Origin of the sequence: Streptomyces sp. NPDC006435 (genome assembly GCF_040612315.1) — a bacterium.
Classification (GTDB): domain Bacteria; phylum Actinomycetota; class Actinomycetes; order Streptomycetales; family Streptomycetaceae; genus Streptomyces.
The window spans coordinates 317,705-341,744 of the sequence record NZ_JBEXPY010000004.1; the positions used below are offsets into that span (position 1 = coordinate 317,705).

At 74.2% G+C, this 24,040-nt stretch carries 20 protein-coding genes and 1 pseudogene; 9 read left to right on the forward strand and 12 right to left on the reverse strand.

What is annotated here, in order from left to right; translation table 11 throughout:
* Positions 1 to 104: 104 nt before the first annotated feature.
* Both ABZZ04_RS07425 and ABZZ04_RS07430 read right to left on the reverse strand, forming a co-directional pair.
* Positions 105 to 2,486 carry a tetratricopeptide repeat protein gene (locus ABZZ04_RS07425; RefSeq protein WP_356931218.1) on the reverse strand — a complete coding sequence of 794 codons (2,382 nt, stop codon included), beginning with the start codon at positions 2,484 to 2,486 and terminating at the stop codon, positions 105 to 107.
* A gap of 78 nt (positions 2,487 to 2,564) precedes the next feature.
* Positions 2,565 to 3,740 (reverse strand): MFS transporter, encoded by a 1,176-nt coding sequence (locus ABZZ04_RS07430; RefSeq protein ID WP_356931219.1) that lies wholly within the window; start codon positions 3,738 to 3,740, stop codon positions 2,565 to 2,567.
* Between the two features lie 199 nt (positions 3,741 to 3,939).
* Between ABZZ04_RS07430 and ABZZ04_RS07435 the strand changes: the two genes are divergently transcribed.
* The 5 genes from ABZZ04_RS07435 (at position 3,940) to ABZZ04_RS07455 (ending at position 8,355) form a co-directional block, all read left to right on the forward strand.
* Positions 3,940 to 4,455, forward strand: a complete 516-nt coding sequence (locus tag ABZZ04_RS07435) for a MerR family transcriptional regulator (RefSeq protein ID WP_356931220.1) — start codon at positions 3,940 to 3,942, stop codon at positions 4,453 to 4,455.
* Between the two features lie 75 nt (positions 4,456 to 4,530).
* Positions 4,531 to 5,169 carry a hypothetical protein gene (locus ABZZ04_RS07440; protein ID WP_356931221.1) on the forward strand — a complete coding sequence of 213 codons (639 nt, stop codon included), beginning with the start codon at positions 4,531 to 4,533 and terminating at the stop codon, positions 5,167 to 5,169.
* Positions 5,170 to 5,256: 87 nt separating this feature from the next.
* The gene (locus ABZZ04_RS07445) at positions 5,257 to 5,715 is read left to right on the forward strand and encodes a hypothetical protein (RefSeq protein WP_356931222.1); all 459 of its coding nucleotides are present in this window, start codon (positions 5,257 to 5,259) and stop codon (positions 5,713 to 5,715) included.
* 178 nt (positions 5,716 to 5,893) lie between these two features.
* Entirely contained in the window at positions 5,894 to 7,075 is a 1,182-nt protein-coding gene (locus ABZZ04_RS07450) for a PLP-dependent cysteine synthase family protein (protein WP_356931223.1), read from the forward strand.
* A complete protein-coding gene (locus ABZZ04_RS07455) occupies positions 7,072 to 8,355 on the forward strand; it encodes an MFS transporter (RefSeq protein WP_356931224.1) in 1,284 nt (427 codons plus the stop codon). The genes ABZZ04_RS07450 and ABZZ04_RS07455 overlap by 4 nt, the downstream gene beginning before the upstream one ends.
* A 43-nt stretch (positions 8,356 to 8,398) precedes the next feature.
* Here ABZZ04_RS07455 and ABZZ04_RS07460 read toward each other — a convergent pair whose 3' ends face one another.
* From ABZZ04_RS07460 to ABZZ04_RS07485, 6 genes and pseudogenes are all read right to left on the reverse strand, one after another.
* Positions 8,399 to 10,981 (reverse strand): bifunctional FO biosynthesis protein CofGH, encoded by a 2,583-nt coding sequence (locus tag ABZZ04_RS07460; RefSeq protein ID WP_356931225.1) that lies wholly within the window; start codon positions 10,979 to 10,981, stop codon positions 8,399 to 8,401.
* Between the two features lie 165 nt (positions 10,982 to 11,146).
* A complete protein-coding gene (locus tag ABZZ04_RS07465; protein ID WP_356931226.1) occupies positions 11,147 to 11,515 on the reverse strand; it encodes a helix-turn-helix transcriptional regulator in 369 nt (122 codons plus the stop codon).
* A pseudogene (locus ABZZ04_RS07470) lies at positions 11,512 to 11,763 on the reverse strand (type II toxin-antitoxin system RelE/ParE family toxin); the annotation flags it as partial. The pseudogene ABZZ04_RS07470 and the gene ABZZ04_RS07465, both read right to left, overlap by 4 nt.
* 36 nt (positions 11,764 to 11,799) lie before the next feature.
* On the reverse strand, positions 11,800 to 12,282 hold the full coding sequence (locus tag ABZZ04_RS07475; RefSeq protein ID WP_356931227.1) for a nuclear transport factor 2 family protein: 483 nt from the start codon (positions 12,280 to 12,282) through the stop codon (positions 11,800 to 11,802).
* A 53-nt stretch (positions 12,283 to 12,335) separates the two neighbouring features.
* Positions 12,336 to 13,514 (reverse strand): HAMP domain-containing sensor histidine kinase, encoded by a 1,179-nt coding sequence (locus tag ABZZ04_RS07480; RefSeq protein WP_356931228.1) that lies wholly within the window; start codon positions 13,512 to 13,514, stop codon positions 12,336 to 12,338.
* A gap of 11 nt (positions 13,515 to 13,525) precedes the next feature.
* Positions 13,526 to 14,266, reverse strand: coding sequence for a response regulator transcription factor (locus ABZZ04_RS07485; RefSeq protein WP_356931229.1), 741 nt, complete (start codon positions 14,264 to 14,266; stop codon positions 13,526 to 13,528).
* Between the two features lie 205 nt (positions 14,267 to 14,471).
* Between ABZZ04_RS07485 and ABZZ04_RS07490 the strand changes: the two genes are divergently transcribed.
* Together ABZZ04_RS07490 and ABZZ04_RS07495 are read left to right on the forward strand one after the other, a co-directional pair.
* Entirely contained in the window at positions 14,472 to 15,134 is a 663-nt protein-coding gene (locus tag ABZZ04_RS07490) for a M15 family metallopeptidase (RefSeq protein ID WP_356931230.1), read from the forward strand.
* Positions 15,135 to 15,236: 102 nt separating this feature from the next.
* Positions 15,237 to 16,424 (forward strand): endonuclease/exonuclease/phosphatase family protein, encoded by a 1,188-nt coding sequence (locus tag ABZZ04_RS07495; protein ID WP_356931231.1) that lies wholly within the window; start codon positions 15,237 to 15,239, stop codon positions 16,422 to 16,424.
* A 53-nt stretch (positions 16,425 to 16,477) separates the two neighbouring features.
* Here the strand turns inward: ABZZ04_RS07495 and ABZZ04_RS07500 are convergent, their stop codons facing one another.
* The 4 genes from ABZZ04_RS07500 to ABZZ04_RS07515 form a co-directional block, all read right to left on the reverse strand.
* Positions 16,478 to 17,623 carry an ABC transporter substrate-binding protein gene (locus ABZZ04_RS07500; protein ID WP_356931232.1) on the reverse strand — a complete coding sequence of 382 codons (1,146 nt, stop codon included), beginning with the start codon at positions 17,621 to 17,623 and terminating at the stop codon, positions 16,478 to 16,480.
* Between the two features lie 76 nt (positions 17,624 to 17,699).
* Positions 17,700 to 18,671, reverse strand: coding sequence for a MerR family transcriptional regulator (locus ABZZ04_RS07505; RefSeq protein WP_356931233.1), 972 nt, complete (start codon positions 18,669 to 18,671; stop codon positions 17,700 to 17,702).
* Between the two features lie 114 nt (positions 18,672 to 18,785).
* Entirely contained in the window at positions 18,786 to 19,433 is a 648-nt protein-coding gene (locus ABZZ04_RS07510) for a response regulator transcription factor (protein ID WP_356931234.1), read from the reverse strand.
* The gene (locus tag ABZZ04_RS07515; protein WP_356931235.1) at positions 19,418 to 20,638 is read right to left on the reverse strand and encodes a sensor histidine kinase; all 1,221 of its coding nucleotides are present in this window, start codon (positions 20,636 to 20,638) and stop codon (positions 19,418 to 19,420) included. The genes ABZZ04_RS07510 and ABZZ04_RS07515 overlap by 16 nt, the downstream gene beginning before the upstream one ends.
* 109 nt (positions 20,639 to 20,747) lie before the next feature.
* On the opposite strand from ABZZ04_RS07515, the gene ABZZ04_RS07520 reads away from it, so the two are divergent.
* Both ABZZ04_RS07520 and ABZZ04_RS07525 read left to right on the forward strand, forming a co-directional pair.
* Entirely contained in the window at positions 20,748 to 21,515 is a 768-nt protein-coding gene (locus ABZZ04_RS07520; RefSeq protein WP_356931236.1) for an ABC transporter ATP-binding protein, read from the forward strand.
* Positions 21,512 to 23,884: an ABC transporter permease gene (locus ABZZ04_RS07525; protein ID WP_356931237.1), complete on the forward strand. Its 2,373-nt coding sequence runs from the start codon at positions 21,512 to 21,514 to the stop codon at positions 23,882 to 23,884. Before ABZZ04_RS07520 ends, ABZZ04_RS07525 begins: the two co-directional genes overlap by 4 nt.
* Positions 23,885 to 24,040: the final 156 nt, after the last annotated feature.

The following is a 24,040-nucleotide window of genomic DNA, read 5'->3' on the forward strand; positions in this document are numbered from 1 at the left end:
GGTCGTTTTTGACCGGTGGACACGGGCATGGACACAGGCGTGGGCAGGGGCGGAGGCGTACGGGCCGGACCACACCCCGGCCGGCCGGTCGGCCGACCGGCTGTTCAGCCGGTCCCGCCGGTCCCGCCGGTCAGCCGGTTCCGCTGCTCGCGCGCCCACGCGTACTGCGGGTCGATCTCCAGCGCCCGGTCCAGGTCGGCCAGCGCGTCCCGGGTGCGGCCCAACTGTTCGTACGCGAGCGCCCGGCTGCCCAGCGCCCAGGCGTAGTCCGGGTCCAGGGCGAGCGCCCGGCCGTACTCGGCGACGGCCTCCTCGTGACGTCCCGTCGCCCGGTACACCTCGCCCCGCTCCCCCGCCGTTCCGGCCCGCCCCGGTACCAGTTCCTCGGCCCGGTCCAGGTCGGCCAGGGCGCCCACGTGGTCGCCCAGGACGGAACGGACCCGGGCACGGCGGACGAGCGCCCAGCGGTACTCCGGCCGCAGGGCGATCGCCCGGTCGAAGTCGTCGAGCGCCTCCTCGTGCCGGCCGAGCCGGTGCCGCACCAGGCCCCGGCTGCCGAGCGGCACGGCGTCGGCCGGGTCCATGGCGTGCGCCCGGTCCAGCACCGTCAGGGCCTCCTCCAGCCGCCCCATCCGCCGGTAGGTCTCGCCCCGCTCCCGCACCGACCGGGCCCAGTCGGGCGCGAGCCCCTCGGCCCGGTCCAGGTCGGCCAGGGCCTCCTCGTACCGGCCGAGCGCCCGCAGCACGACGGCCCGCCCCTGGAACGCCCGGGCGTTGCGCGGGTCCATCGCGACGGCCCGCCCGTGGTCGGACAGCGCCGCCTCGGCCCCGCCGGCCCGGTAGTGGTCCCAGGCCCGCGTCACGAGGGCGGCCGCCCGGTCGGTGTCGGTCAGTTCGGCGCGGGTCAGCAGCAGCCCGAGGGCGGCGGCGACGCGCGGCCCGTGGTCGGTCAGCGCGGTCAGCAGGTCCCGCCCCCAGTCGCGCAGTACGGCGCTGTCGGTGTCCTCGCCCGCCTCCGCGAGGGTGCGCGCCCAGTGCCGGGCGGCCACCGGGTCCTGCCCGCAGGCGTCGATCCCGGCGCGCAGGGCGTCGGGGAGCGCGGAGCGCGGGTGGGCGCAGAGCCGGTGGTACAGCGCGTCGAGGGCCGCCTCGCGCCAGGGCTCCTCGATCCAGAGCCGGTCCGGGGCCACGCCCTCGGCCGCCCGGTCCCGGCGGTCGGCGAAGGCCCCGGCCAGGCGCTCGTGCGCCTCGGCCCAGCGGCGGGGCGAGGCGGTGCGCTCCAGCCTGAGCATCGGGGCGCGGACCACGTCGTGGTACCTGGCCCGGCCGGTGTACCGCCCGGCGACGAAGGGCAGTTCGTTCAGCCAGTCGTGGAGTCCGGGGCCGGCGTCCGGTGCCGCCACGGCGACCAGGTCCTCGTCCAGCCGCCGGGGCAGGGCGCACGCCAGGGCCGCCGCGCGCCGCCCGGGGTCGCTCTCCGCCGCGAGGAACCGCTCGACGGCCGTCGCGTTCGCGTCCTCGAACGCGCCCGGGTTCGCGGCGAGCGTGGACACCAGGACCGGCAGCCCGCCGGAGAGCCGCAGCACCTCCCGTACGGCGGTCTCGTCCAGCACCCCTCTGCCGGTGAGGAGTCGGCGCGACTCCCGCTCGGTGAACGGGGCCAGCGGTACGTCCGCCAGCAGCCGCCCGTACCCGGACCAGCGCACGGGGTCGAGGCGGCGCTGCCCGGCGAGGGTGAGGACGAGGTTCGCGGGGAGGTTCCCGTAGCGGTGCGGGGTGAGCAGGTCGGTCAGCCAGCCGTCGAGCACCGGGGCGGTGCGCTCGTAGGTGTCCAGGAACAGCGTCACCCAGGGGACGGTGTCCGCGACCCGCTCCAGTTCGGCGACGAACACGGGGGTGAGGACCTGTACCGGTTCCGCCGACAGCCTCGCCTCCTCCTCCTGCCGGGCCCGCCCGCCGAAGACCGCGCGCAGTCCCCCCGCGCCCCGGGCCACCGTCGCCGGGTCGAGGCCCCCGGCCAGCGCCCCCAGCACGGGTATCGTCCCGGCCACCATCAGCCCGGCCTGCGACGCGGCCAGGGCGCCCGGGGAGGGTTCTCCGTCGGCGGGGACCGCGGTCGTCTCGTGGAGCTGCCGCCGGTACGTGGTGAGCAGCCGGTCCAGCGCCTTGAGCGGGTGTCCCTGCCCGGCGAACTGCGCGGCCACCGAGGCCAGTACCTCGGGTATCGACTCGGCCGCGTCGTCGACCCACGCGGCCAGCGCGCCCGACTCCCGGGCGGCCCGCTCCCATTCGCGTACGAGGGACGTCTTGCCGACCCCCGCGTTCCCCCTGACGTGGAACACGAAGCGGTGCCGCGGGTCCTCCGGGGGCACCTCGAAGTTGGCACGGAACAGGGCGAGTTCGTCCTCCCGGCCGACGAAGGCGGCACGTCGGTGCCCGTCGACGATCTCCTGGAGGGACAGGCGGCGCGGACCGGTCGGAGGCATGCCCCCAGTCTGCCAGCGCCCGCTTCCGCCCCGGACCGTCGTACGCCCGGCCCGCGACCGGGCGCACGGCGGTCCGGGTCAGTCCCGCCCCGGCCGGTCGTGGCCCGCGCGCAGGCTCGTCGCGGCGCTCGGCAGCAGCACGCCCGCGAGGACGAGCAGGGGCACGGTCCAGCCGCCCGTGGCGGTGTGCAGCGCGGCCGCGGCGACCGGTCCGGCGGCGGCGAGCAGGTAGCCGCCGGTCTGCGCCGCCGTGGACAGCGCGGCGACGTGGTCGTGGTCCCGGCCCCGTTTCACGTACAGGACCCCGGTCACCGCCTGGCCGCCGCCGAGGCCCGCGCCGAGCACGAACGACCAGAGCGCGGGGGCGTCCGCGGGGGCGGCGAGCAGGCCCGCGTACCCGGACGCGCAGACCAGGATCACCGCGAGGAGGTGGGGGCGCTGGTCGGTGCGGGCCGCGGCCAGGACCGGGGTGAGGAAGCCGCCGACCGCGACGCCGACGATGAACAGCGACTGCATCGTCCCGGCCGTCCCCTCGGCGACCCCGGAGTCAACGAGGATCGCGGGCAGCCAGGCGAGGGTGGTGTAGAAGAGCAGGGTCTGCAGGCCGAAGAAGACGATCAGGCTCCACGCGAGACCCCGGTCGCCACCGCCGATGCCCCCGCCACCGCCGCCGAGGACGCGCGCCCGCACCCGGACCCGAACCCGTTCCGGCCCCACATCCCTTTTCCCGTAGCGCAGTTGGGGGGCGATGCCGAGTGCCGCGAGGGCGGCCGGGATCACGGCGACGCCGATGGCGGGCTCCCACGCGTGCCCGCCCGCCCGCCACACCGGCACCATCAGCGCCGCGACGAGCGCCGAACCGGCCCCCATCGACAGTGCGTAAACACCCATCATGACGCCGACCCTGCGCGGGGCGAACCGGCTGCGCACGAACACGGGTATCAGTACGTTCACCACGGCCGTGGCCACACCGACCAGGGCGGTGCCGACGAGGAGGCCGGGCATTCCCAGCACGCGCACGACCGCGCCGACGAGCAGCAGGACGCTCGCCGCGAACAGGCCGCGCTCCTCGCCGAGCCGCCGCCGCACCAGCGGCACGAACGGGGCGAAGGCCCCCATGCAGAGCGGCGGCAGCAGGCCGAGCAGGGTGACGGCCCCGGTCCCGAGACCGGCCACGGGCGCGAGCGGGCCGAGCTGCCCGAACGCCACCCGGGTGTTCAGGCTCAGCAGGACGAAGCCGGTCACGAGAAGCACGGCCGAGGCGGTGGGGGACGGTTCGCGGGGGGAGGGGCGCCGCGGGGCCGGGGCGGGCGCACCGGGGGGCCGGACGGCGGGCGGGGGGAGGGGCACGGGCACGGGGACCTTCCAGGGGTGGGCGACCCCTTCAGCGTTCACGCTCAAGTAAGCTTGAGCGCAAGTGCCGCGGGGGCGGCCGAGGCGGTGGAGGTGCCCGGTGGAGGACCTGTACTCGATCAGCGAGGTCGCCGCCGCGTTCGGGCTCACCGTCCCGACCCTGCGGTTCTACGAGGAGCGCGGACTCGTCCGGCACAGCGTGCGCCGGGGCCGCGTCCGGTACTACAGCCGCGAGGACCTCGCCCGGCTCGCCTACGTCCAGCTCTGGCACGACGACGGGATGCTGACCCTCGCGGAGACGGGTGCCGTCGCCGACAGCGAGAAGGCCGTGGACCGCCTCGCGCTCATCGCCGGGCAGCGGGACGCGATGCTCCTGCGGATCGAGAAGCTGAACCGCGCGGTGGCGGTCCTCGACCACATGCTCGGCTGCCGCACCGACCGGGCCCTCGACTGCCCGATGACCGGCGGCTACATCCGGGACCGGGTCGACGCCGCGCTCACCGGCGTCCCGTACGAGGGCGACTTCCTGCCCGCGGACGGCCCCGGACCGGACCGGCCCGGACCGAAACGAACCAGTACCGGCTGCCCCGAACCCGGCCTGCCCGGCCCCGGCTGACCCGACCACGTCCGGCCCCGCCCCGGCCCCGAATTCGTTCGCGCCGCACGGACCCCCTCGGCCAGAATCCCCGCCATGGGAACGGACATCCACGGCCACATCGAGGTCAGGAACGACTGCGTCGACACCTCCGAACCCGACGACGACGGACCCGATGTCCGCTGGCACCCCGTCGGGAACCTGGACCATTTCTTCATGGGCCGGAACTACTTCTCCTTCGGCTGCCTCTTCGGGGTACGGGACGCATCGTTCGATCCGCTGGCGGCGAGGCGGGGCTTCCCGGCCGACGCCTCGCGGGCGGTCGCCCGCGCCTTCGCGGAGGAGCGCGACGACTCCCACAGCCCGTCGTGGATCAGCTGGGCGGAACTGGCCGCGGTGGACTGGGACGAACCGGCGGAGCTGGAACCGCACCCCTCGGCGTTCGAGTACCGTCGCGGGCCCGACGGCCAGTGGGCCTGGAAGGGCTGCGGCACCTCGTCGGAGCGCCTGGCCGAACTCATCGGGACCGATGCGCGGACCGCCATGTGGGCCGGCGAGCACTGGCCCGAGGGCACCGAGTGGCTCGACGGCGACCGGCTCTTCCGCATCGCACGCCTCAGCCGGCGGCAGGCGGTGCCCGACGGCCAGTGGGGCGACGTGTGGACGGTGATGCGCACCCTCGCCAAGCGCCACGGCCCCGAGAACGTCCGCCTCGTCGTCTGGTTCGACAACTGAGCACCGCGCCACGGAGCAGCACGGCACGACGCGACGCGACGCACCGCTGACAGGAACTTTATGTAGCGGTGCGGATACGTTACGTGAGTGAGGATCAGCGCGGAGCCCGGGTCACGTCGGGCCGCGGCCCGGTGGCCGTGGCTCGCCCTGGTGCTCGTCGCGCTGATCCACGTGGTGGCCTGCGCCCACGGCCCACTGGTCGACGGCCCCGGCCGGACCGACCTCCTCGCCGTGACGGACACCGCCCCGCACGCCTCGCACGCTTCACCCGCCGCGCACGCCGCCCCGCGGGCGGCGGCCGGGCACGCACCCGACGCACCGGGTCCCTGCGGCGGAGAGCATCAGGGGCCAGGGCAGTGCGCCGGTCTCGACGAGCCGACGTGGGCGCAGCCCGGCGGGGACAAGGAGCTGACGCCCCAGCAGGAACCGCCGCACACCGAAGCGGTGGTGTCCGTGGCCACGGGGCGCGCCCCGCCGGTCCGGACGGCCGAGGTGCCGTCGCCCGGTGGTGGGCGGCGGGCGGAGCTGCAGGTCTGGCGGAACTGACCGGACCCGTCGCACCGGTTGCCCGAGGCGTCCGCCTCGGGTGCCGGGACGGCGGCGAACCGTGCCATGTCCCACCTCACCCGTACACCGCCGCTCCGGCCGTCCGCCGTACCGCACCGGCTTCTCGCCGTGCCGCTCCGGCCGTCCGCCGTCGACGGCGGTGGGAGAACCGTCACCGATGAACCATCACGCACCGAACCACGTACTCGACCCCGCGCCCGCTTCCCTCTCCCCCGCCCCCGTCTCCCCCGCCCGGCTGCTCGCCGCCTCGGCGCGGTCGGCCGCCCATCCGTCCGCCCTGGTGGGCGACACGCCCGTGCTGTGGGTGGGCGAGCCGTTCTCCTCCGCCGGGCGCGGCTTCTGGGCCAAGCTGGAGGGCCACAACCCGGGCGGCATCAAGGACCGCACCGCCCTGTACATGGTGGCCGCCGCCCGGGAACGCGGGGCGCTGCCGCCCGGCGCCCGGATCGTCGAGTCCACCTCCGGCACCCTCGGCCTCGGTCTGGCCCTGGCCGGCATCACCTACGGCCATCCCGTCTCGCTGGTCACCGACCCCGGGATGGAGGCCCAGGTCGCCGGGTTGCTGCGCGCCTACGGCGTCGACATCCACACCGTCACCACGCCGCACCCGGAAGGGGGCTGGCAGCAGGCCCGCCGCGAGAAGGTGGCCGAGCTGCTCGCCCGCTGTCCGGGCGCGTGGTGCCCCGACCAGTACCACAACCCCGACAACGCGGCCGCCTACCGGCCCCTCGCGCACGAACTGGTCGCCCAGCTCGGCCGGATCGACACCCTCGTCGTCGCGGTCGGCACCGGCGGTCACTCCGCGGGCATCGGCCGTGTGCTGCGCACCTTCTTCCCCGCGCTGCGGGTGGTCGGCGTGGACACCTGCGCCTCGACCATCTTCGGCCAGCCCGCCGGGCCCCGGCTGATGCGCGGCCTGGGCTCGTCCATCCACCCGCGCAACGTCGCCCACGACCTGTTCGACGAGGTCCACTGGGTCGCCGCCCCCGAAGCCGTCTGGGCAGCCCGTGCCCTGGCCCGCACCTGGTACGCCACCGGGGGCTGGAGCGTCGGCGCGGTCGCCCTGGTCGCCCGCTGGCTCGCCCGTACGTCCCCCGCCGAGCAGCGCATCGCCGCCGTCTTCCCCGACGGCCCGCACCGCTACGTCTCCACCGTCTTCGACGACGACTACTGCCGCGCCCACCAGCTCCTCGGCCACGAGCCGCCCGACGACCCGGACGAGATCACCGACCCCGCCCGGACGGTGGTCACGCGCTGGAGCCGCTGCCGGGCCGTCGCCCGGACCCGCCCCGGCACCACCGGCCGGGAGGACCTGAGCCCGGCGGGAGCGGCCCGATGAGGAAGTTCCTGGCACAGACTCGCTCCTTCGGCCCGGCCGCGCGCCTGCTGATGGTGAACCAGTTCGCCATCAACCTGGCCTTCTACATGCTCATGCCCTACCTCGCCGCCCACCTCTCGGAGGGGCTGGGGATGGCGGCGTGGGCGGTCGGCCTGGTCCTCGGCGTGCGCAACCTCTCCCAGCAGGGCATGTTCCTCATCGGCGGCACCATCGCCGACCGCCTCGGCTACAAGACCCCGATCCTGGTCGGCTGCGTCCTGCGCACCGGTGGGTTCGCCCTCCTGGGCTGGGTCGACGGCCTCCCCGCCCTGATCGTGGCGTCGGCGGCGACCGGGTTCGCCGGGGCCCTGTTCAACCCGGCCGTGCGCGCGTACCTCGCCGCCGAGGCGGGCGACCGCCGGGTGGACGCGTTCGCCCTGTTCAACGTCCACTACCAGGCCGGCATGCTCCTCGGGCCGCTGGTCGGACTCGCGCTGCTGGCCGCCGACTTCCGCACCGTGTGCACCGTGGCCGCGGTCGTCTTCGCCGCCCTCAGCGTGCTCCAGGCCCGCGCGCTCCCCGACCGCCGCGCCACCGACCCCCACCGGGCGGCGGCCGGGGACGGGGGCACGCCGACCGTGTGGAGCCAGTGGCGGCAGGTCGCCGCCAACCGGCCGTTCCTGCTGTTCTCCGCGGCGATGATCGGCTCCTACGTGCTGACCTTCCAGGTCTACCTGGTGCTGCCGCTGGCCGCCGACGCCGCCCTCGGCGCGGACGGCACGAAGGCGACGAGCGGGCTGTTCGTCATCTCGGCCGCGGTGGCGGTGGCCGGGCAGCTGCGGCTGACCGGCTGGGCCGGGCGGCGCTTCACGCCCCACCGGGCGCTGGCCGTCGGGCTCGCCGCGATGGGCGCGGCGTTCGTGCCTCTGGCCCTCGCCCCCGCCCGGTCCGTGATCGGCTCCCTCGCGGCCCTCGCCGTGTCCGTGGCCGTGCTCGCCGCCGCCGGGGCGGTGGTCTACCCCCTCGAGATGGACACCGTCGTGGCGTTGTCCGGGAACAGGCTGGTCGCCACCCACTACGGCTTCTACAACACCGTTTCCGGCCTCGGCATCACCCTCGGCAACCTCGCCCTCGGTGCGCTCTGGGACGCCACCCGCGCCCACGCGCCCTGGCTCGTGTGGACCGCGCTCGCCGTGACCGGGGCCGCGTGCGCGGCCGCGGTCGCCGCGCTCGCCCGCACCGGACGGCTCCACGCGCCCCCCGTCCGCCCGTCACCGCCCGAGCGCCCCGTCACCGCCTGAGAGCCTGTCGGGTGGCCGTCCCCGGTTCCGCCGCCGGGGCGGGTCAGTCCGGCAGCAGCGGCAGCAGCTCCGGGAGGTGCCCGTCGGACGCCTCCGCCGCCCGCTGCCGTTCCTCCGGGACCTCCCCGTACAGCGTCGTGCGCGGCTTCGCCGGGCGGCCGGCCAGTTCGGCGATGGCGACGAGGTCCCGGACCGACCGGTACGAGCCGTAACCCGACCCGGCCATGCGGGAGATGGTCTCCTCCATCAGCGTGCCGCCCAGGTCGTTGGCGCCCGAGCGCAGCATCTCGGCCGCGCCCTGCGTACCGAGCTTGACCCAGCTGGTCTGGATGTTGGTGATGTGCGGGTGGAGCAGCAGCCGGGCCATGGCGGTGACGGCCCGGTTGTCGCGGTCGGTCGGGCCGGGCCGGGCGATGCCCGCCAGGTAGATCGGGGCGTTGGTGTGGATGAACGGGAGCGTGACGAACTCCGTGAAGCCGCCGGTCTCCTGCTGGAGCCGGGCCAGGGTCCGCAGGTGGCCGAGCCAGTGCCGGGGCTGGTCGACGTGCCCGTACATCATCGTGGACGAGGAGCGCAGGCCCACCTCGTGGGCGGTCCTGATGACCTCCAGCCAGGTCGCCGTCGGCAGCTTGCCCTTGGTGAGGACCCAGCGGACCTCGTCGTCCAGGATCTCGGCCGCCGTGCCGGGGATCGAGTCGAGCCCGGCCTCCTTCGCGGCGGTCAGCCAGTCGCGGATGGACAGGCCGGTGCGGGTGGCGCCGTTGACGACCTCCATGGGCGAGAAGGCGTGCACGTGCATGCCGGGCACGCGTTCCTTCACCGCCCGCGCGATGTCGAAGTAGGCGGTGCCGGGCAGGTCCGGGTGGATGCCGCCCTGCATGCACACCTCGACCGCGCCGACGTCCCACGCCTGCGCGGCCCGGTCGGCGACCTGGTCCAGGGAGAGGCTGTACGCGTCGGCGTCGGTGCGCCGCTGGGCGAAGGCGCAGAAGCGGCAGCCGGTGTAGCAGACGTTGGTGAAGTTGATGTTCCTGGTGACGATGTACGTGATGTCGTCGCCGACCACGTCGCGGCGCAGGGTGTCCGCGATCCGGCACAGCTCGTCGAGCGCCTCGCCCTCCGCGTGGAACAGGACGAGCGCCTGTTCGTCGGTGAGCTTCGTCGGGTCGTCGGCGGCCTGCCCGAGCGCGGCCCGCACGTCCGTGTCGATCCTGGACGGGGCCATGCCGGGGGCGGCGGACTCGCGCAGCGCCTCCCAGTCCCCGTACACCTCGTCGAAGTCCTCGCGGCGGTCGCCGGTGCGGCCCTCGGTGTCGATGGTGCGGTGCAGGTCGGTGCGGCCGGTGGCGCCGAACTCCTCGTCGGGCTCCTGCCAGGGCAGCCCGGCGGGGATCGCGCCCTCGCGGGCGAGCCCGGTCTCCGGGTCGGCGAGCGCCCGCACGTGCGGGAGGAGACGGGGGTCGAGCCAGGGCTCGCCGCGCTTGATGAACTCCGGGTAGATGGTGAGCCGTTCGCGGAGCGTGTAGCCCGACTCGGCGGTCCGGGCGGCGAGTTCGTCGATGTGCGGCCAGGGGCGCTCGGGGTTCACGTGGTCCGGGGTGAGCGGTGACACCCCGCCCCAGTCGTCGATGCCCGCGCCGACGATCAGCGCGTACTCGGCGTCGACGAGGTTCGGCGGGGCCTGGATGCGGGCGGACGGGCCGAGGACGTGCCGGGCGACGGCGATGGCGGCGGCCAGCTCCTCCAGCTCGGCGTCCGGCATGCCGCGCATCGCGGTGTCGGGCTTGGCCCGGAAGTTCTGGACGATGACTTCCTGGATGCCGTGGTAGGCGCGGGCGGTCCTGCGCAGCGCGAAGAGGGAGTCGGCGCGCTCCTCGTACGACTCGCCGATGCCGATGAGGATGCCGGTGGTGAACGGCACGTTGGAACGTCCGGCGTCCTCCAGGACCCGCAGGCGCACGGCGGGTTCCTTGTCCGGGGAGCCGTGGTGCGGGCCGCCGGGCTCGGACCACAGCCGGGTCGCGGTCGTCTCCAGCATCATGCCCATGGACGGGGCGACGGGCTTGAGGCGCTGGAGGTCGGTCCAGCCCAGCACCCCGGGGTTGAGGTGCGGCAGCAGCCCGGTCTCCTCCAGGACCCGGATCGCCATGGCGCGCACGTACGCGAGGGTGTCGTCGTAGCCCTCGGCCTCCAGCCACTCCCGTGCCTCGGGCCAGCGTTCCTCCGGCCGGTCGCCGAGCGTGAACAGGGCTTCCTTGCACCCCATGGCCGCGCCCTCGCGGGCGATGTCCAGCACCTCGTCGGGCGACAGGAACATCCCGTGGCCCGCGCGCCGGAGCTTGCCGGGGACGGTGACGAAGGTGCAGTAGTGGCACTTGTCACGGCAGAGCCGGGTCAGCGGGATGAAGACCTTGCGGGAGTACGTGATCACCCCCGGCCGCCCCGCGGCCTCCAGCCCCGCGTCGCGCACCCGGGCGGCCGAGGCGGCGAGGTCCGTCAGGTCGTCGCCCCGCGCCTGGAGCAGGACGGCGGCCTCGGTCACGTCGAGGGCGACACCGTCGCGGGCCCGCTTGAGGGCGCGCCGCATGGCATTGGTGGTCGGACGTCCGCGCTGAGGATCGGTCATGGACCCGAGCATACGAGCGACCCCCGCGCCCCGGACCAGGGCATCTGCCTCCCGCCCCGCTCCGGTACACCTCCGGCGACCGCTCCGGGACGACCCCGCCCGTTCCCCGGGACGCCTCCCGGACCGCCCCCGGCGCCCGCCCCCGAAGCGGACGGGCCGGCCGTGTCAGGCCGCGGAGGAGCTCCCGCTCGCCGGGAGCCCGTCGGGCCCCCCACCTCCGTGCGCGGTGAAGGTGAACGCCGAGGTGTCACCATCCAGATCGATGGTGAGCGAAGCGTCCAACGCCTTGGCCAGACGGGTCAGAAGGGCCAGGGTCGGAACGGAATCACCGCCCTCGATGTGGGAGATCTGCGGTTGCGTCATCCCCGCACGACGGGCCAGCTCGGTCTGCGACAGCCCGAGCCCGGTCCGCCGGTCGTACACGGCCTGCCCCAGCGCGAAGGCATACCCGGCCTCGACGTAGGCGGACGACTCCTCGACCGCCCCTCCCAGAAGTTTCCTGGTCTGTCGTGTCTTCCACCGGGAGTGGTTCACTGCTGTTCCTCCTCGCTCCGGTCGTAGACGTGCTCGGCCGGGCCGTGGTCGCCCTCGCAGACCTTCTGCGCCTGCTGAGCACGCTCGACCTCGGCAGTCTCGCGTTGCTTGGTCTTCCGGAACACGGTCAGCAGCACGATCCGTCTCTCGGGAGCGAGCCAGTAGGTGATGCGCACCGCACTGCCGTCCATGATGAAGCGCAGCTCACGAACCTTGCCACCAAGATGTCTGGAGTAGGGCTCGGGCCGACTCGGCCGGTGGCGCGGGACGGCGCTCGGGCCGTGTCAGGCCGCCGGGGCCGCCAGGGCGAAGTCTTCCGGCAGGCGGGGCGGGGTGCCGCGGGTCCACACCACCCGCAGGGCCGAGGCGGAGATCCGCCAGCCGTCGGCCGTGCGGACCAGTTCGTTGTCGGTGTGGCCGGCGGAGACGAAGAGTCCGCCCGGTCCGTCCGCCAGGACGTGGGTGCTCAGCTGGGCGCCGCGGGCGGTGGCCCGGTCGCCGTCGATCTCGATGACGGTGTTGGTGCCCAGGTGCACGGTCCGGTCGAACAGCGCCATTCCCCGCCGGATGTGGGACAGCAGGGCGTCGCGGCCGTGCACGGTGCCGATGGGCATCTCCGCGGTGACGTCCTCGGTGTGGAACGCGCGCGCCCACTCCTCGTCGAAGACCCCCGCGTCCAGGGAACGCAGGTAACGGTCCAGCAGGTCGGTGATCTCGGCACGGTCGGTAAGGGCTCGCAGCTGTCGCCGCATCTCTTCGATGTCCATGACGGAAGCCTCCTTCCCCAAGCGCACTTGAGGTCAAGCCGTCCGTCCCGCGCTCATCGCGACGGGTGTGTTCCGCCCCGTTCGGGGCCGGGCAGCGACACCCGGACGGTGAGCCCTCCGCCGGGGTTGGGGGTCAGGGTCAGTTCACCGTGGTGCGCGCGGACGATGCTGGAGACGATCGCCAGGCCGAGGCCGTGGCCGCGGCGGGTGGGGTCCTTCTCGGCCAGCCGCCCGCCGCCGCGCAGGAACGGCTCGGTGAGGTGGTCGACGGTGTCGGGCAGCAGCGGCCCGGTGTTGGTGACGGTCAGGAGGGCGCGGCCGGGGCGCACCGGGTCGGGGCCGGTGGCCAGGGCGAGCGATCCGTCCGCGGGCAGGTTGTGCCGTACGGCGTTGTGGAGCAGGTTCAGGGCGAGTTGGCGCAGCAGTACGGCGTTGCCGGTGACCGGGGCCGGGTGGATGTCGGCGGAGAGGTCGATGCCCCGCGTCCCGGCCTCCTCGCGGACGGTCCCGACGGCGCCCCGTACGGTGTCGGCGAGGTCGAGCCGTTCCTCCATGGCGGGCGGGGTGTGGTCGAGGGCGGAGAGCTGGAGCAGGGCGTCGGTGATGTCGATGCCGCGCTGGTTGGTCTCGCGGAGCCGGGAGACCAGTCGCCGGTAGTCCTGTCCGTCGGGGTCGGCGACGGCCACGTCGAGCATGGTGCGGCTGACGGCGAGGGGGGTGCGCAGTTCGTGCGAGGCGTTGGCGGCGAACCGCTGCTGGGCGTCGAAGGACCGCTGGAGGCGGGCGAGCATGTCGTCGAAGGTGTCGGAGAGTTCGGTGAACTCGTCGCGCGGGCCGGTGAGTCCGACGCGGTGGTCCAGGGAGCCGTCGGCGGCCCGGCGGGCCGCTCGGGTGATGTCCTGGAGCGGGCGCAGTACGCGGCCCGCAATGAGCCAGCCCGCGCCGAGCCCGATCAGTGCGAGGAACAGCAGGGCGGCACCGGACGCCTTGACCAGGGCCTGGAGGATGTCCGGGCGGGTGGCCACGGCCTCGGCCTGCGGATTCACGTCGCCCAGCGGGTAGTTGGGCACGAAGCGCATCGCCAGGTAGACCAGGACCAGGCTGAACACCCCGGAGGCGAAGACGAACAGGGCGTAGGTGAGGGTGAGCTTCATCCGGGCGGTCAGCCGCCGCGGCCGTCCGGACGCCGCCGGGCTCCCGGCCGTCCCGGTGCCGCCGTCGTGGTGGAGCACGGCCCCGCCCCTCATCGCTCGCGCCCCGTCGACCCGTGCGACCCGTCGGCCGAACCGTGCCGCCCGGCGGTCCCGGGTCGCCCCGCGGTGGCCGTTCCGCCGAGGCGGTATCCGACGCCGGGCACGGTGTGGATGGGCGACGGTTCGCCGAGCCGTTTGCGGAGCGTGGACATGGTGATGCGGACCGCGTTGGTGAACGGGTCGGCGTTCTCGTCCCAGGCCCGCTCCAGCAGCGTCTCCGCGCTGACGACCCCGCCCCGCGCGGTCATGAGGACCTCCAGGACGGCGAACTGCTTCCTGGTGAGCGCCACGTACTTCCCGTCCCGGAAGACCTCGCGCCGGAACGGGTCCAGCCGGATCCCGGCGTGCTCGACGACGGGGGGCGTGCCGTCCTTGGGCCGACGGGCCAGCGAGCGGAGGCGTACGACGAGTTCCTTCAGGTCGAAGGGCTTCGTCAGGTAGTCGTCGGCGCCCAGCTCGAACCCGGCGACCTTCTCGTTGATCAGGCCCGCCGCGGTCAGCATGAGCACCCGGCAGCCGAGGCGCCGTTCCACGATGATCCGGCACACGTCGTCGCCGTGCGTGCCGGGGATGTCGCGGTCGAGCACGACGACGTCGTACTCGTTCACGTCGAGGCGTTCCAGGGCGGTGTCCCCGTCCCCGGCGATGTCGGAGGCGATGGCTTCGAGCCGCAGCCCCGCCTGCACCGCCTCGGCGAGGTACGGCTCGTCCTCGACAATCAGCACCCGCATCCGGTCTCTCCTGCTCCGTGCCTCGCCCGGCCGGTCGTCGGCCGTCCGTACTTCTCCCCGCAGAAACGGTACGGGGACATCCAAACGGTACGGGGTTATCGAAAACGTATCGGGAAATCGAAACGGCCCGACAACACGGCCCGGCGTTCACTCGGGGCATCGGTCGGCGGCATCCGTCGCCCCGCCCAGACGTCCGGAGGAGACCATGCACGACGACCCCACCGCGAACCGCCCCGTCCCGGCCGCGCGCCGCTTCCCCGGCCGGACCGCGGTCTGGGCCGGCTCGACCGCGGTGCTGGTGCTGGTGCTGACGGCGATCTGGGGCACGCCCACCCGGAGCGAACCGGCCGCACGGGCCGCCGCGACGGCGGACCGCGGGCCGGACGGCGGCGGGGCGTCCGCGGACGCCGCCCCGGAGGACACCGACGGCGCGGACAGCGGGGGCGGTCGTCCGGACGGCCGCGAGCTCACCCCCTTCGACACCCGCCACCCGGCCGTCGGCCGGCTGGACGAGCGCCTGCTGAAGGCCGTGCAGAAGGCGGCCCGGGACGCCCGCGACGACGGCATCGAGTTCCGGGTCACCTCGGGCTGGCGCTCCAAGGAGCATCAGCAGCGCCTGCTGGACGAGGGCGTCGAGAAGTACGGGAGCCTCGAAAAGGCGAGGCGGTTCGTGAAGACCCCGGAGAACTCGACCCACGTGTCCGGGAAGGCGGTCGACATCGGCCCCACCGACGCCGACGACTGGCTCATCCGCAAGGGCTCCGCCTACGGCCTGTGCCAGGTCTACAACAACGAGATGTGGCACTTCGAGCTGCTCACCGCACCGGGCGGCACCTGCCCGACACCACTGACCGACGCGGCCGGCTGACCGGCGATGCGACCGGTCCGCGAGCCGGTCCATGAGCCGGCCTGCGAGCCGACCCGTGAGCCGGTCCATGAGCCGGTGCCGCTCCCTTCCGAAGGACATGCCATGGCCGATCTGCGCGAGGACCCCTACCCGGACGTGTACATCGGAGGCGGTTTCTCCGACCCCTCCGAGCCCGTCGACCCCGAGTCCATCACCCTCCCCGAGCCCATCGATCCCGAGCCCGTCGCCCCCGGACTCATCGCCCCGGAGCCCATCGCCCCCGATCCCGCCGGGCCGTCGGGCCCCGCCGGACCGGACCTCGTCGCCCCCGGACCCACCGGGCCGGGCACCGCCATGTCCTCGCCCACCGGCCCCGCCCGGTACTTCCCGAAGCGGCGCGGGGACCGGCTCCTGGGCGTCGTCGCGGTGGTCACGGGGCTCGTGCTGGTCTGCCACTCGCTCGTGCCCAACACACCGGGCAACCTGGGCAGTCTGCTCGAAACCGTGCTGCCCTGGACCGGCCTGGCCGTACCGGCGCTGCTCCTGGCCGCCCTGATCCGCCGGTCGGTCCCGGCCGTCGTCGCCGCGCTCCTGCTCGGCGCCGTGTGGTCCGCCCTGTTCGCGTCCCTGTTCCTCGACGGGAGCGACGGGAACGGCGGGCCGAACCTGACCGTGGTCACCCACAACGTCAACGCCGACAACCCCGACCCCACCGCGACCGTCCGTACGCTGCTGGCCTCCGACCCCGACCTGGTGGCCCTGGAGGAGATCACCGACGAGGACCTGCCCGCCTACCGGAAGTCGCTGGACCGGCGGCTCCCCCACTCCGTGCACATCGGCACCGTCGCCCTGTGGAGCCGCTACCCCATCGCCGAGTCCCGGCGCATCACCATCGATCCCGGCTGGAGCCGCTCCCTGCGCGCCCTGGTCCAGGGGCCGAAGGGCCCCCTCGCCGTCTACGTGGTCCACCTGCCCTCGGTCCGCGTCGGCGCGTCCGGCTTCACCACGGGTCGGCGCGACGAGACCCTCGGTGCCCTCGTCGAGGCCCTCGACGAGGAACGGCAGAAGAAGGTGCTCCTGCTGGGCGACCTCAACGGCGCCACCACCGACCGCAGGCTCGAACCGCTGACCTCCCGGCTGACGTCGGTCGAGGGCAGCGGCGGCACCGGCTTCGGGTTCAGCTGGCCCGCGGCCTTCCCCCTCACCCGCATCGACCACATCCTCACCCGGGGCGTCACCCCCACCGACGCCTGGACCCTCCCCTCCACCGGCAGCGACCACCGCCCGGTCGCCGCCGGGATCAAGGCGTAGCCGACCGGCCACGGCCGACGGACGACCCCGCTCAGCCGGCACGGAGGACCCGCTCAGCCCGTGTGGAGGACCCGGAAGCGATCGGGGTCCGCCGGGTCCCGGTCGACGACCTGGACCGGTGCCCAGGCCCACTGCAGAACGCCGATGCCCGGCGTGCGGGAGAACCGGATCGGCCCCCGGGTGCCCTCGACCGTCACCCGCGGCCACGCCCCGGCGACGGCCGCCCGGTCCGTACCGTACGAGCGCAGCACCTCGGCGAGGACGGCGACCGTGTCCCAGCCCTCGAACGCGACGAAGGAGGGCGGGGCGCCCAGCCGCTCGCGCAGTTCCTTCCCGACGCGTTCGCCGAGCGGGCCGGGGCGCTCGGGCAGGTAGCGCAGGAACGGGATCCCCGCACCGTCCCCGCCGAGCTCCGCGGCCCATCCGGCGAACTCCGGCTGCCCGGCCGGGGCACCGATCAGGATCCCCGCGAGCCGCCGGTCGGCCCGGACCGCCCGGACGATCGGCGCCGCCGGTTCCGGATGGCCGACCAGCAGGAGGAGCGCCGTCGCACCGGAGTCGGCGAGCGCGTCGCACAGGGCCCCGGGAGTGAGCGCACCAGCATCGAGTTCGACGACGGTGCCGCCGTGCGGGGCGAGGTGGTCCCGCAGGATGCGGGCCCCGGACGCCCAGTAGACGCTCGGCTGGGCCGCCACGGCGATCCGGCTCCGGCCCGCGCCGAGGAGGAAGTCCCCGTAGATCCGCCAGCCGTGGGACTGCGCCGGGGCCAGGCGCGCGACCCGGTCCGTCGGCTCCTCGGTGAGCGCGTCGAGCACCGCGGACGAGCAGAGGAACGGTACGCCGAGGGCGTCGGCCCGTGCGGCGGCGGCGCGGGCGACGACGCTGTGGTACTCGCCCGCCACGGCGACCACGCCCAGCGCGGCCAGTTCGTCCACGGCCGCCGCGGCCCGCCCGGGATCGGCCGCGGTGTCCCGGACCACCGGCTCCAGCGGCCGGCCGTCGATCCCGCCCGCGTCATTGACCTCGCGGACGGCCAGCTCGAACCCCGCGAGCAGTTGCCGGCCCGCCTCGACCCAGCCGGGCCGGGTCAGCGGGGCGAGAACGCCCAGCCGGACGGGCGCCCCGTCCGTGCCCTCCGCCCCGGACGGCGGCAGTGGCGACGGCGACGACGGCAGTGATGGCGACGGTGGCGTGTTCATCGGGTGGTGTCTCCCCTGGACGGTGCGGTCGCGGCCCGCCCGGATCGTGCACCGGCCGCCGCCACCGGGCAACCGATTATCCGTTCGCCGGGCTCCCGGGCTCCCCCCGGCCGCCCGTCCCCGTAGCGCGCAGGGCCCGGACGAGCCAGGGGTACACCGGGATCAGGTCCGGTACCACCTGCCAGCCGTTGACGATCCAGACCAGCCGCCAGTACCGGTCCACCCCGGGATCGTGCGCTTCTTCGAAGCTCTGGGCCATCCAGTCCCGGAACTCCGCGTCGGGGGTGCGCTCGAACACCTCCGCGAAGCGGTGCACGAGGTCGTCGACGACGGACGCGGCCCGGTCGCCGAGTGGGTCGATGCCCGACTTCATGGCCTCGGCCGCCTTCTGACGGGTGAGCTCCATCAGTTCCTCGCCGGCCCTGCTCTCGATGTCGAGCACGTGCCCGCCGGCCCGGTGCACGGCCGTCCGGCGCATCCGGGCCCGGAAGTCCTCGTCGCCCATCAGCCCGACGAGTTCCACCCATGCGGCGACCTGCTCGCCGGACGGGTCGCGGGGGAGGTCGGGAGCGGCGGCGCGGACCATGGCCGCTGCGGCCGGTTCGGCGTCCGCCGCGCCGAAGGTGCCCGTCACGAACTCGTCGATCATGCGTCGGCGTTCGTCGCCGGACAACCGTGTGAGCCTGTGCATGAGTGTGGTCTCCTCGGGGTCGGACCCGCGTCCGGCCGCGACCCGCAGAACGCTCCGGCGCAGTTGCAGCACCTGGATCTGGACGTCCAGGGCGTCCGCGTGCGCTGCGGCGACTTCCGCCACCGAGAGCTCCCGGTCCAGCACCCGGCGAATCACGGCCAGGTCCATGCCCAGCTCGCGCAGGGTGCGCAGGAGTTCCAGACGGAGCAGTGCGTCATGGTCGTAGAGCCGGTAGCCGGCGGGACTTCTGGTGGTCGGAGCCACCACCCCCGAATCGGAGTAGAACCGGATCGTCCTCACGGGCAGTCCGGTCCGCCGGGAGAGCTCCCCGATCGAGTGGAGGGTCGTGGCGTCCATGGCCCCGACTCCGCCGTCTCCACCCACTGGAGACTCAAGGCTCTTCCCCGGCCGGGCCGCGGCCGGGATGTCCTGCGCCGCGCCGGGCCGGGTTCCGCTCACGAAGGGCCCCTGTCAGGCCCGCAGGAAGGCGAGCACCGCCAGCACCCGCCGGTGCCCCTCGGTGGCCACCGGCAGGTCCAGCTTGGCGAAGATGTTGCCGATGTGCTTGTTCACGGCGGCGTCGCTGATGAACAGCTCGGCGGCGACGGAGGAGTTGGTACGGCCCTGGGCGATCAGGCCGAGCACCTCGCGTTCCCGGGGGCTCAGCCGTTCCAGGGGGTCCTTTCGCAACCGTACGAGCTGCTGGATCACCTCCGGGTCCACCACCGTCCCGCCGACGGCGATCCGGTCGATGGCGGCCATGAAGTCGGTCACCGCGGCCACCCGCTCCTTGAGCAGATAGCCGACCCCGGCCCCGCCGCCGGAGTCCAGCAGGCCCAGCGCGTACGAGCGTTCCACGTACTGACTGAGTACGAGGACCGGCAACCCGGGGAACTCCTCCCGGAGTTGCACGGCCGCCTTCAGCCCGTCGTCGCTCAGTGTCGGGGGCATCCGTACGTCGGTGACGATCAGGTCGGGCCGCTCGGAACGCGCCGCCGCGACCAGGGCGCCGGCGTCACCGACCGCCGCCACCACCTCGTGCCCGACCCGCTGCAACAGCCCGACCAGGCCCTCGCGCAACAACACGGCGTCCTCTGCCACGATCAGGCGTAGCGACACGGAACCTCCACATGCAACAGGGTGGGACCGCCGACCGGACTCGACACCCGCATCCGGCCGTCGAGCGCCTCGACCCGGTCGGCCAGGCCGGTCACGCCGCTGCCCGCTTCCGGGTCAACGCCGCCGCGGCCGTCGTCCATGACGTCGAAGATCAGCAGATCGGCATGGTACCGACCGCGCACCTCCGCCTTCGTGGCCCCACTGTGTCTGGCGATGTTCGTCATCGCCTCGTTGAGGAGGTAGTACATGGTCGTCTCCACCTTCCTGGGCAGCCTCTCGGGCAGCCGGAGGTCCACCGTGACCGGGATCGGGAACCGGGCGGCGTAGTCCTCGATCGCCGCGACGAGCCCGTGATCGGCCAGCACCGGCGGATTGAGCCCCCGGATCAGTGCCCGCAACTCCTGGTGTGCGGCGGAGAGTTGGGTCTCCGCCTGAGTGAGCAGCTCGGACTGCGGGGAATCCGGCGGGGTGTCCAGACGCAGCATCCCCAGGGTCATTCCCAGGGACACCAGCCGCTGTTGCGCCCCGTCGTGCAGGTCGCGTTCGATCCGTACCCGCTCCGCGTCGAAGGAGTCCAGCAGACGGACCTGCGAGGCGCGCACCTCGCGCAGTTCCTCCCCGAGCTCCCGGTCGCGCGGGGCCAGGAAGGTACGCGCCATCGCGGCGCGCGCCCCCGCCCACGAGGTCACCGTGTACGGCGAGGCCAGCAGCACGACCGCGCTGAAGATCGCCCAGGGCCAGGTCTCGCCGTCCAGCGAACCGAGGAAGGCGGCCGGCAGCCCGAAGCAGAAGCCCAGCACCATCAGGTCCAGCCACCACAGCGCGGCCGCCGAGAGCAGGGTGAACAACAACTCCCGCCAGGTCACCTGCTCCTTGAGCCGGGTGGCCACCCACGCCCTGGCACCGGGGGCGTGCGGGCGCCGGTGCGGGTCCGGCAGCCGGTCGAGGTCCACCAGCCGCAGCCGCTGGCGCTCCACCGCGGCCACCACCGTGGAGGCCAGCACCAGACCCACCAGGGGGGCGATCCCGATCAGCACCACCAGCAGCGCGACCCCCACCACCAGACCGGCGGCGACGATCACCATCGCCGCCGTGCCGAACAGGACACCGCTGCCCAGATAGGCCAGGGACCTCCAGGGCCAGCTCGACGTCAGGAAGCTCATGGGGCGCTGGGCCATGGCCTGCCAGGCCGTCGTGGGACGCATGCGGCCACCGTAGCCCGGCAGTTCGGGCGACCGGGGTAGTGCGAGCACTACCCCGGAAGTAGAGGGCGGATCAGTGTCCCGCCCCACCCCCGCACGGTGAGATCGACGCATGACGACAACGAGCCGAACCTTCGTGCAGGACGCGGTCGAACTCCACGGCGTGCGAAAGATCCACGGCACCGGCGACCACGCGGTGACCGCACTGGACAGCGTCTCCATCGGCTTCCCCCGCGGCACCTTCACCGCGATCATGGGCCCCTCCGGCTCCGGGAAGTCCACCCTGCTGCAGTGCGCGGCCGGGCTGGAGCGGCCGACCGACGGGCGGATCGTTCTCGCGGGCATCGACATCGGCGAACAGAACGAGAGGCAGCGCACCGAGCTGCGCCGCAAGCACATCGGCTTCGTCTTCCAGGCCTTCAACCTCGTCGAGTCCCTCACCGCGGCCCAGAACGTGGAACTGCCCTCCCGGTTCGCCGGCCGCAGGGTCGAACCCGGGCAGGTCGCCGACGCGCTCGCCTCGGTCGGTCTGACCGAGCGCGCGAACCACCGGCCCAGCCGGCTCTCCGGCGGTCAGCAGCAGCGCGTGGCCCTCGCCCGCGCCCTGGTCACCCGCCCCGACGTCCTCTTCGCGGACGAGCCCACCGGCGCCCTGGACACCACCACCTCCCGCGAGGTGCTGCGGATGATGCGGATGCTGGTCGACCGGGAGGGCCAGACCACGCTGATGGTCACCCACGACCCGGTGGCGGCCTCCGTGGCCGACGTCGTCGTCTTCATCAAGGACGGCCGGATCGCCGACCGGATCACGCTGGACAGGGACCCGCGGAGCAACGACGCCGCCGAGATCGCCGCTCGCATGACCCGGCTGGAGGCATGATGCTGATCATCGCGAACGTGCGCGAACGCTGGTCCGGCTTCCTCGGGGCCTTCCTCGCCGTCCTGGTCGGCGTGGCCCTCATCACCACCACCCTGGTCATCCACGACTCCTCCCGCCCCACCGTCCAGGACCGCTACACGGGTGCCGCCGCCATCGCCCTGCCCGAGCAGGCCCTCGACGCGGAGGGCAGCCCCGAGGACCGGATGCCGTGGAGCCGGGCCGAGGCCGCCCCGATCCGGGCCGAGCTCGGCGCGGTCCCCGGGGTCGCCGCCGTCGTGGTGGACCGCTCCTTCTACGCCCAGGCCGTCCGGGACGGCGAACCCGTCGCCGACGAGGGCGCCGCGGAGGCGGGACACGGCTGGGGCAGCGCCCGGATGGCGCCCTACCGGCTCGTCTCCGGCCGGGCCCCGAACGGGAACGACGAGGTCGTGGTCGACCGCGCCCTGGGCGTCGCGGCGGGCGGCGAACTCACCGTCAACATCACCGCGGGCCGCAAGCGGTTCACCGTCGTCGGCACCGTCGACGGTCCCGGCTACTACTTCAGCGAGGCGTTCGCCGCCGGGCAGCAGCCCGGCGTGGGTGCCCTCGCGCTGATCGCGGACGAGGGGGCGTCCGCCGCCGCGATCGCCTCCGGCGCGCGGCAGGTGCTCGGCGACAGGGGCGACGTCCTTTCCGGCGATGCCCGCTCCGAGCTCCAGCCCCTGTACGTCGAGCACAGGCGCAGCCTCGGCGTGCAGCTCATCGGTGCCATGGCCGCCCTCGGCCTGTTCACCACGGTCTTCGTCGTCGCCTCCATGCTGGTCCTGTCGACCGGCATGCGCCGCCGGGAGATCGGCCTGCTGCGCACCATCGGCGCCGCGCCCGGCCAGATCCGCCGCATGATCCTCGGCGAGGCCGCCGTGGTCGGCCTGCTCGGTTCGGTCGTCGGCTGCCTGGCCGGCGTCGCCGCCGCCCCGCTGCTGCGCGACATCCTCAAGGGACTGGACGTCACCCCGCCGGGCATGGAGGTCACCGTGTCCGCCTGGCCGCTGCTCACCGCCTCCGCGGTCGGCATCGGCGTCAGCGTCATCGGTGCCTGGGCGGCCGGTCGCAAGGCCGCGAAGGTCGCCCCGATCGAGGCCCTGCTCGACAGCCGTCCCGCCAACAGCGGTATGGGGCGGGGACGTTGGATCACCGGACTGTCCGTGCTCGGCCTGGGTGCCGTCCTCGCCGCCGCCACCGCCACCACCGATGCCGACGACCGCGTCGGCATGGCGCTCTTCGCGACCATGGCGCTCATCGTCGCGGCCGCCCTGCTGGCGCCCGCCCTCGTCGGCCCCGTCGGCCGCTGCCTGACCGCCCCCTTCCAAAAGCGCGGCTCGGCCGCCGCCGTCCTGATCCGCTCCGAGCTCACCGCCGAACCCCGCCGCGCAGCCTCCCTGGTGGCCCCCGTGATCGCCGCGGTCGGCTTCGCGGTCCTGCTCAGCGGGGCGGTGGAGACGATGCGGGTGGCCTACCCGGCGGGCGAGGCCCTCAGGATCGCCGGGCAGACGATCGTCACCCCCGACGGCACCCCCGGCAACACCGACGAGGTCGTCGCCGCCAACCCGGTCGGCAAGGCCTCCGTGCCGACCCGCGCCTTCGTCGGCGAGAAGCGGACCGTCCTGGACGTGCTCGGCACCCGTGACGCCCGGTGGAACAAGCCGGGCGAGGCCGTCCTCGGCCGGCGCACCGCCTCCGACCTGGGCCTGGAGCAGGGCCGGAGCGTCCCGGTCCGGTTCGCCGACGGCATGGTCGTCACCCTGCGGGTCGGCGCGGTCCTGCCCGACGACCCGGCCCGCGGCGACTTCGTGGTCGCCCGTGACCTGGTCCGGGCCCACGACCCGGCCGCGCTCACCGACGACATCTTCGTCCCGGCGGGCAGCAGGGCCTCCGCCGAGATCCCTGGCACCGCCCTGCACGACGCCATGCGGTACGCCCTCGACGACTACGACACCGACGCCAGGCTCACCGACAGGCTGGCCGCCATGCTCATCGTCATCGCCGTCGGCTACAGCGTGATCGCCGTCGCCAACAGCATGGCCATGGCGGCCCACGGCCGCCGCCGCGACTACGCGGTGATGAAGTCCGCCGGTGGCACCGTCCGCCAGCTCGTCCGACTGGCCGCCGGCGAGACCGCCCTGCTGGTGGTCGTCGGGGCCGGCCTCGGTGTCCTGGTGACGCTGCCCCCGCTGGCGGGAATGGCCTCCGGTCTCGCCCAGGCCACTTCGTCCGACGTCGGCCTGCACCTGAACGGCGCAGTCGTCGCCGCGGCGGTCATCGGCACCCTGGCCGCGGCGGTCCTGGCGGGGGTGGCGGTCACCGGGAGGACTCTGAGGAAGTCCGCCTAGGGGCAGTCCCGGCCGCTGGGCGAAAGTGCCCGCCCGAGCACGGAGGACGGGGAAGGAGGCGAGGGGAACGACCGCCCCGGGCGGGCGGGAAGCGCGAAGGCGGCTCCGGGGATTCCTCCGGAGCCGCCTTCGCGCGTACGGGAGCCGCGACCGGCA

Excerpts from the sequence above, each read along its gene's own strand:
- ABZZ04_RS07425 (WP_356931218.1), bottom strand. The coding sequence starts at position 2,486 with ATGCCTCCGACCGGTCCGCGCCGCCTGTCCCTCCAGGAGATCGTCGAC.
- ABZZ04_RS07440 (WP_356931221.1), top strand. The coding sequence starts at position 4,531 with ATGGGAACGGACATCCACGGCCACATCGAGGTCAGGAACGACTGCGTC.
- ABZZ04_RS07450 (WP_356931223.1), top strand. The coding sequence starts at position 5,894 with ATGAACCATCACGCACCGAACCACGTACTCGACCCCGCGCCCGCTTCC.
- ABZZ04_RS07455 (WP_356931224.1), top strand. The coding sequence starts at position 7,072 with ATGAGGAAGTTCCTGGCACAGACTCGCTCCTTCGGCCCGGCCGCGCGC.
- ABZZ04_RS07460 (WP_356931225.1), bottom strand. The coding sequence starts at position 10,981 with ATGACCGATCCTCAGCGCGGACGTCCGACCACCAATGCCATGCGGCGC.
- ABZZ04_RS07475 (WP_356931227.1), bottom strand. The coding sequence starts at position 12,282 with ATGGACATCGAAGAGATGCGGCGACAGCTGCGAGCCCTTACCGACCGT.
- ABZZ04_RS07485 (WP_356931229.1), bottom strand. The coding sequence starts at position 14,266 with ATGCGGGTGCTGATTGTCGAGGACGAGCCGTACCTCGCCGAGGCGGTG.
- ABZZ04_RS07490 (WP_356931230.1), top strand. The coding sequence starts at position 14,472 with ATGCACGACGACCCCACCGCGAACCGCCCCGTCCCGGCCGCGCGCCGC.
- ABZZ04_RS07495 (WP_356931231.1), top strand. The coding sequence starts at position 15,237 with ATGGCCGATCTGCGCGAGGACCCCTACCCGGACGTGTACATCGGAGGC.
- ABZZ04_RS07500 (WP_356931232.1), bottom strand. The coding sequence starts at position 17,623 with ATGAACACGCCACCGTCGCCATCACTGCCGTCGTCGCCGTCGCCACTG.
- ABZZ04_RS07505 (WP_356931233.1), bottom strand. The coding sequence starts at position 18,671 with ATGGACGCCACGACCCTCCACTCGATCGGGGAGCTCTCCCGGCGGACC.
- ABZZ04_RS07515 (WP_356931235.1), bottom strand. The coding sequence starts at position 20,638 with ATGCGTCCCACGACGGCCTGGCAGGCCATGGCCCAGCGCCCCATGAGC.
- ABZZ04_RS07520 (WP_356931236.1), top strand. The coding sequence starts at position 20,748 with ATGACGACAACGAGCCGAACCTTCGTGCAGGACGCGGTCGAACTCCAC.
- ABZZ04_RS07525 (WP_356931237.1), top strand. The coding sequence starts at position 21,512 with ATGATGCTGATCATCGCGAACGTGCGCGAACGCTGGTCCGGCTTCCTC.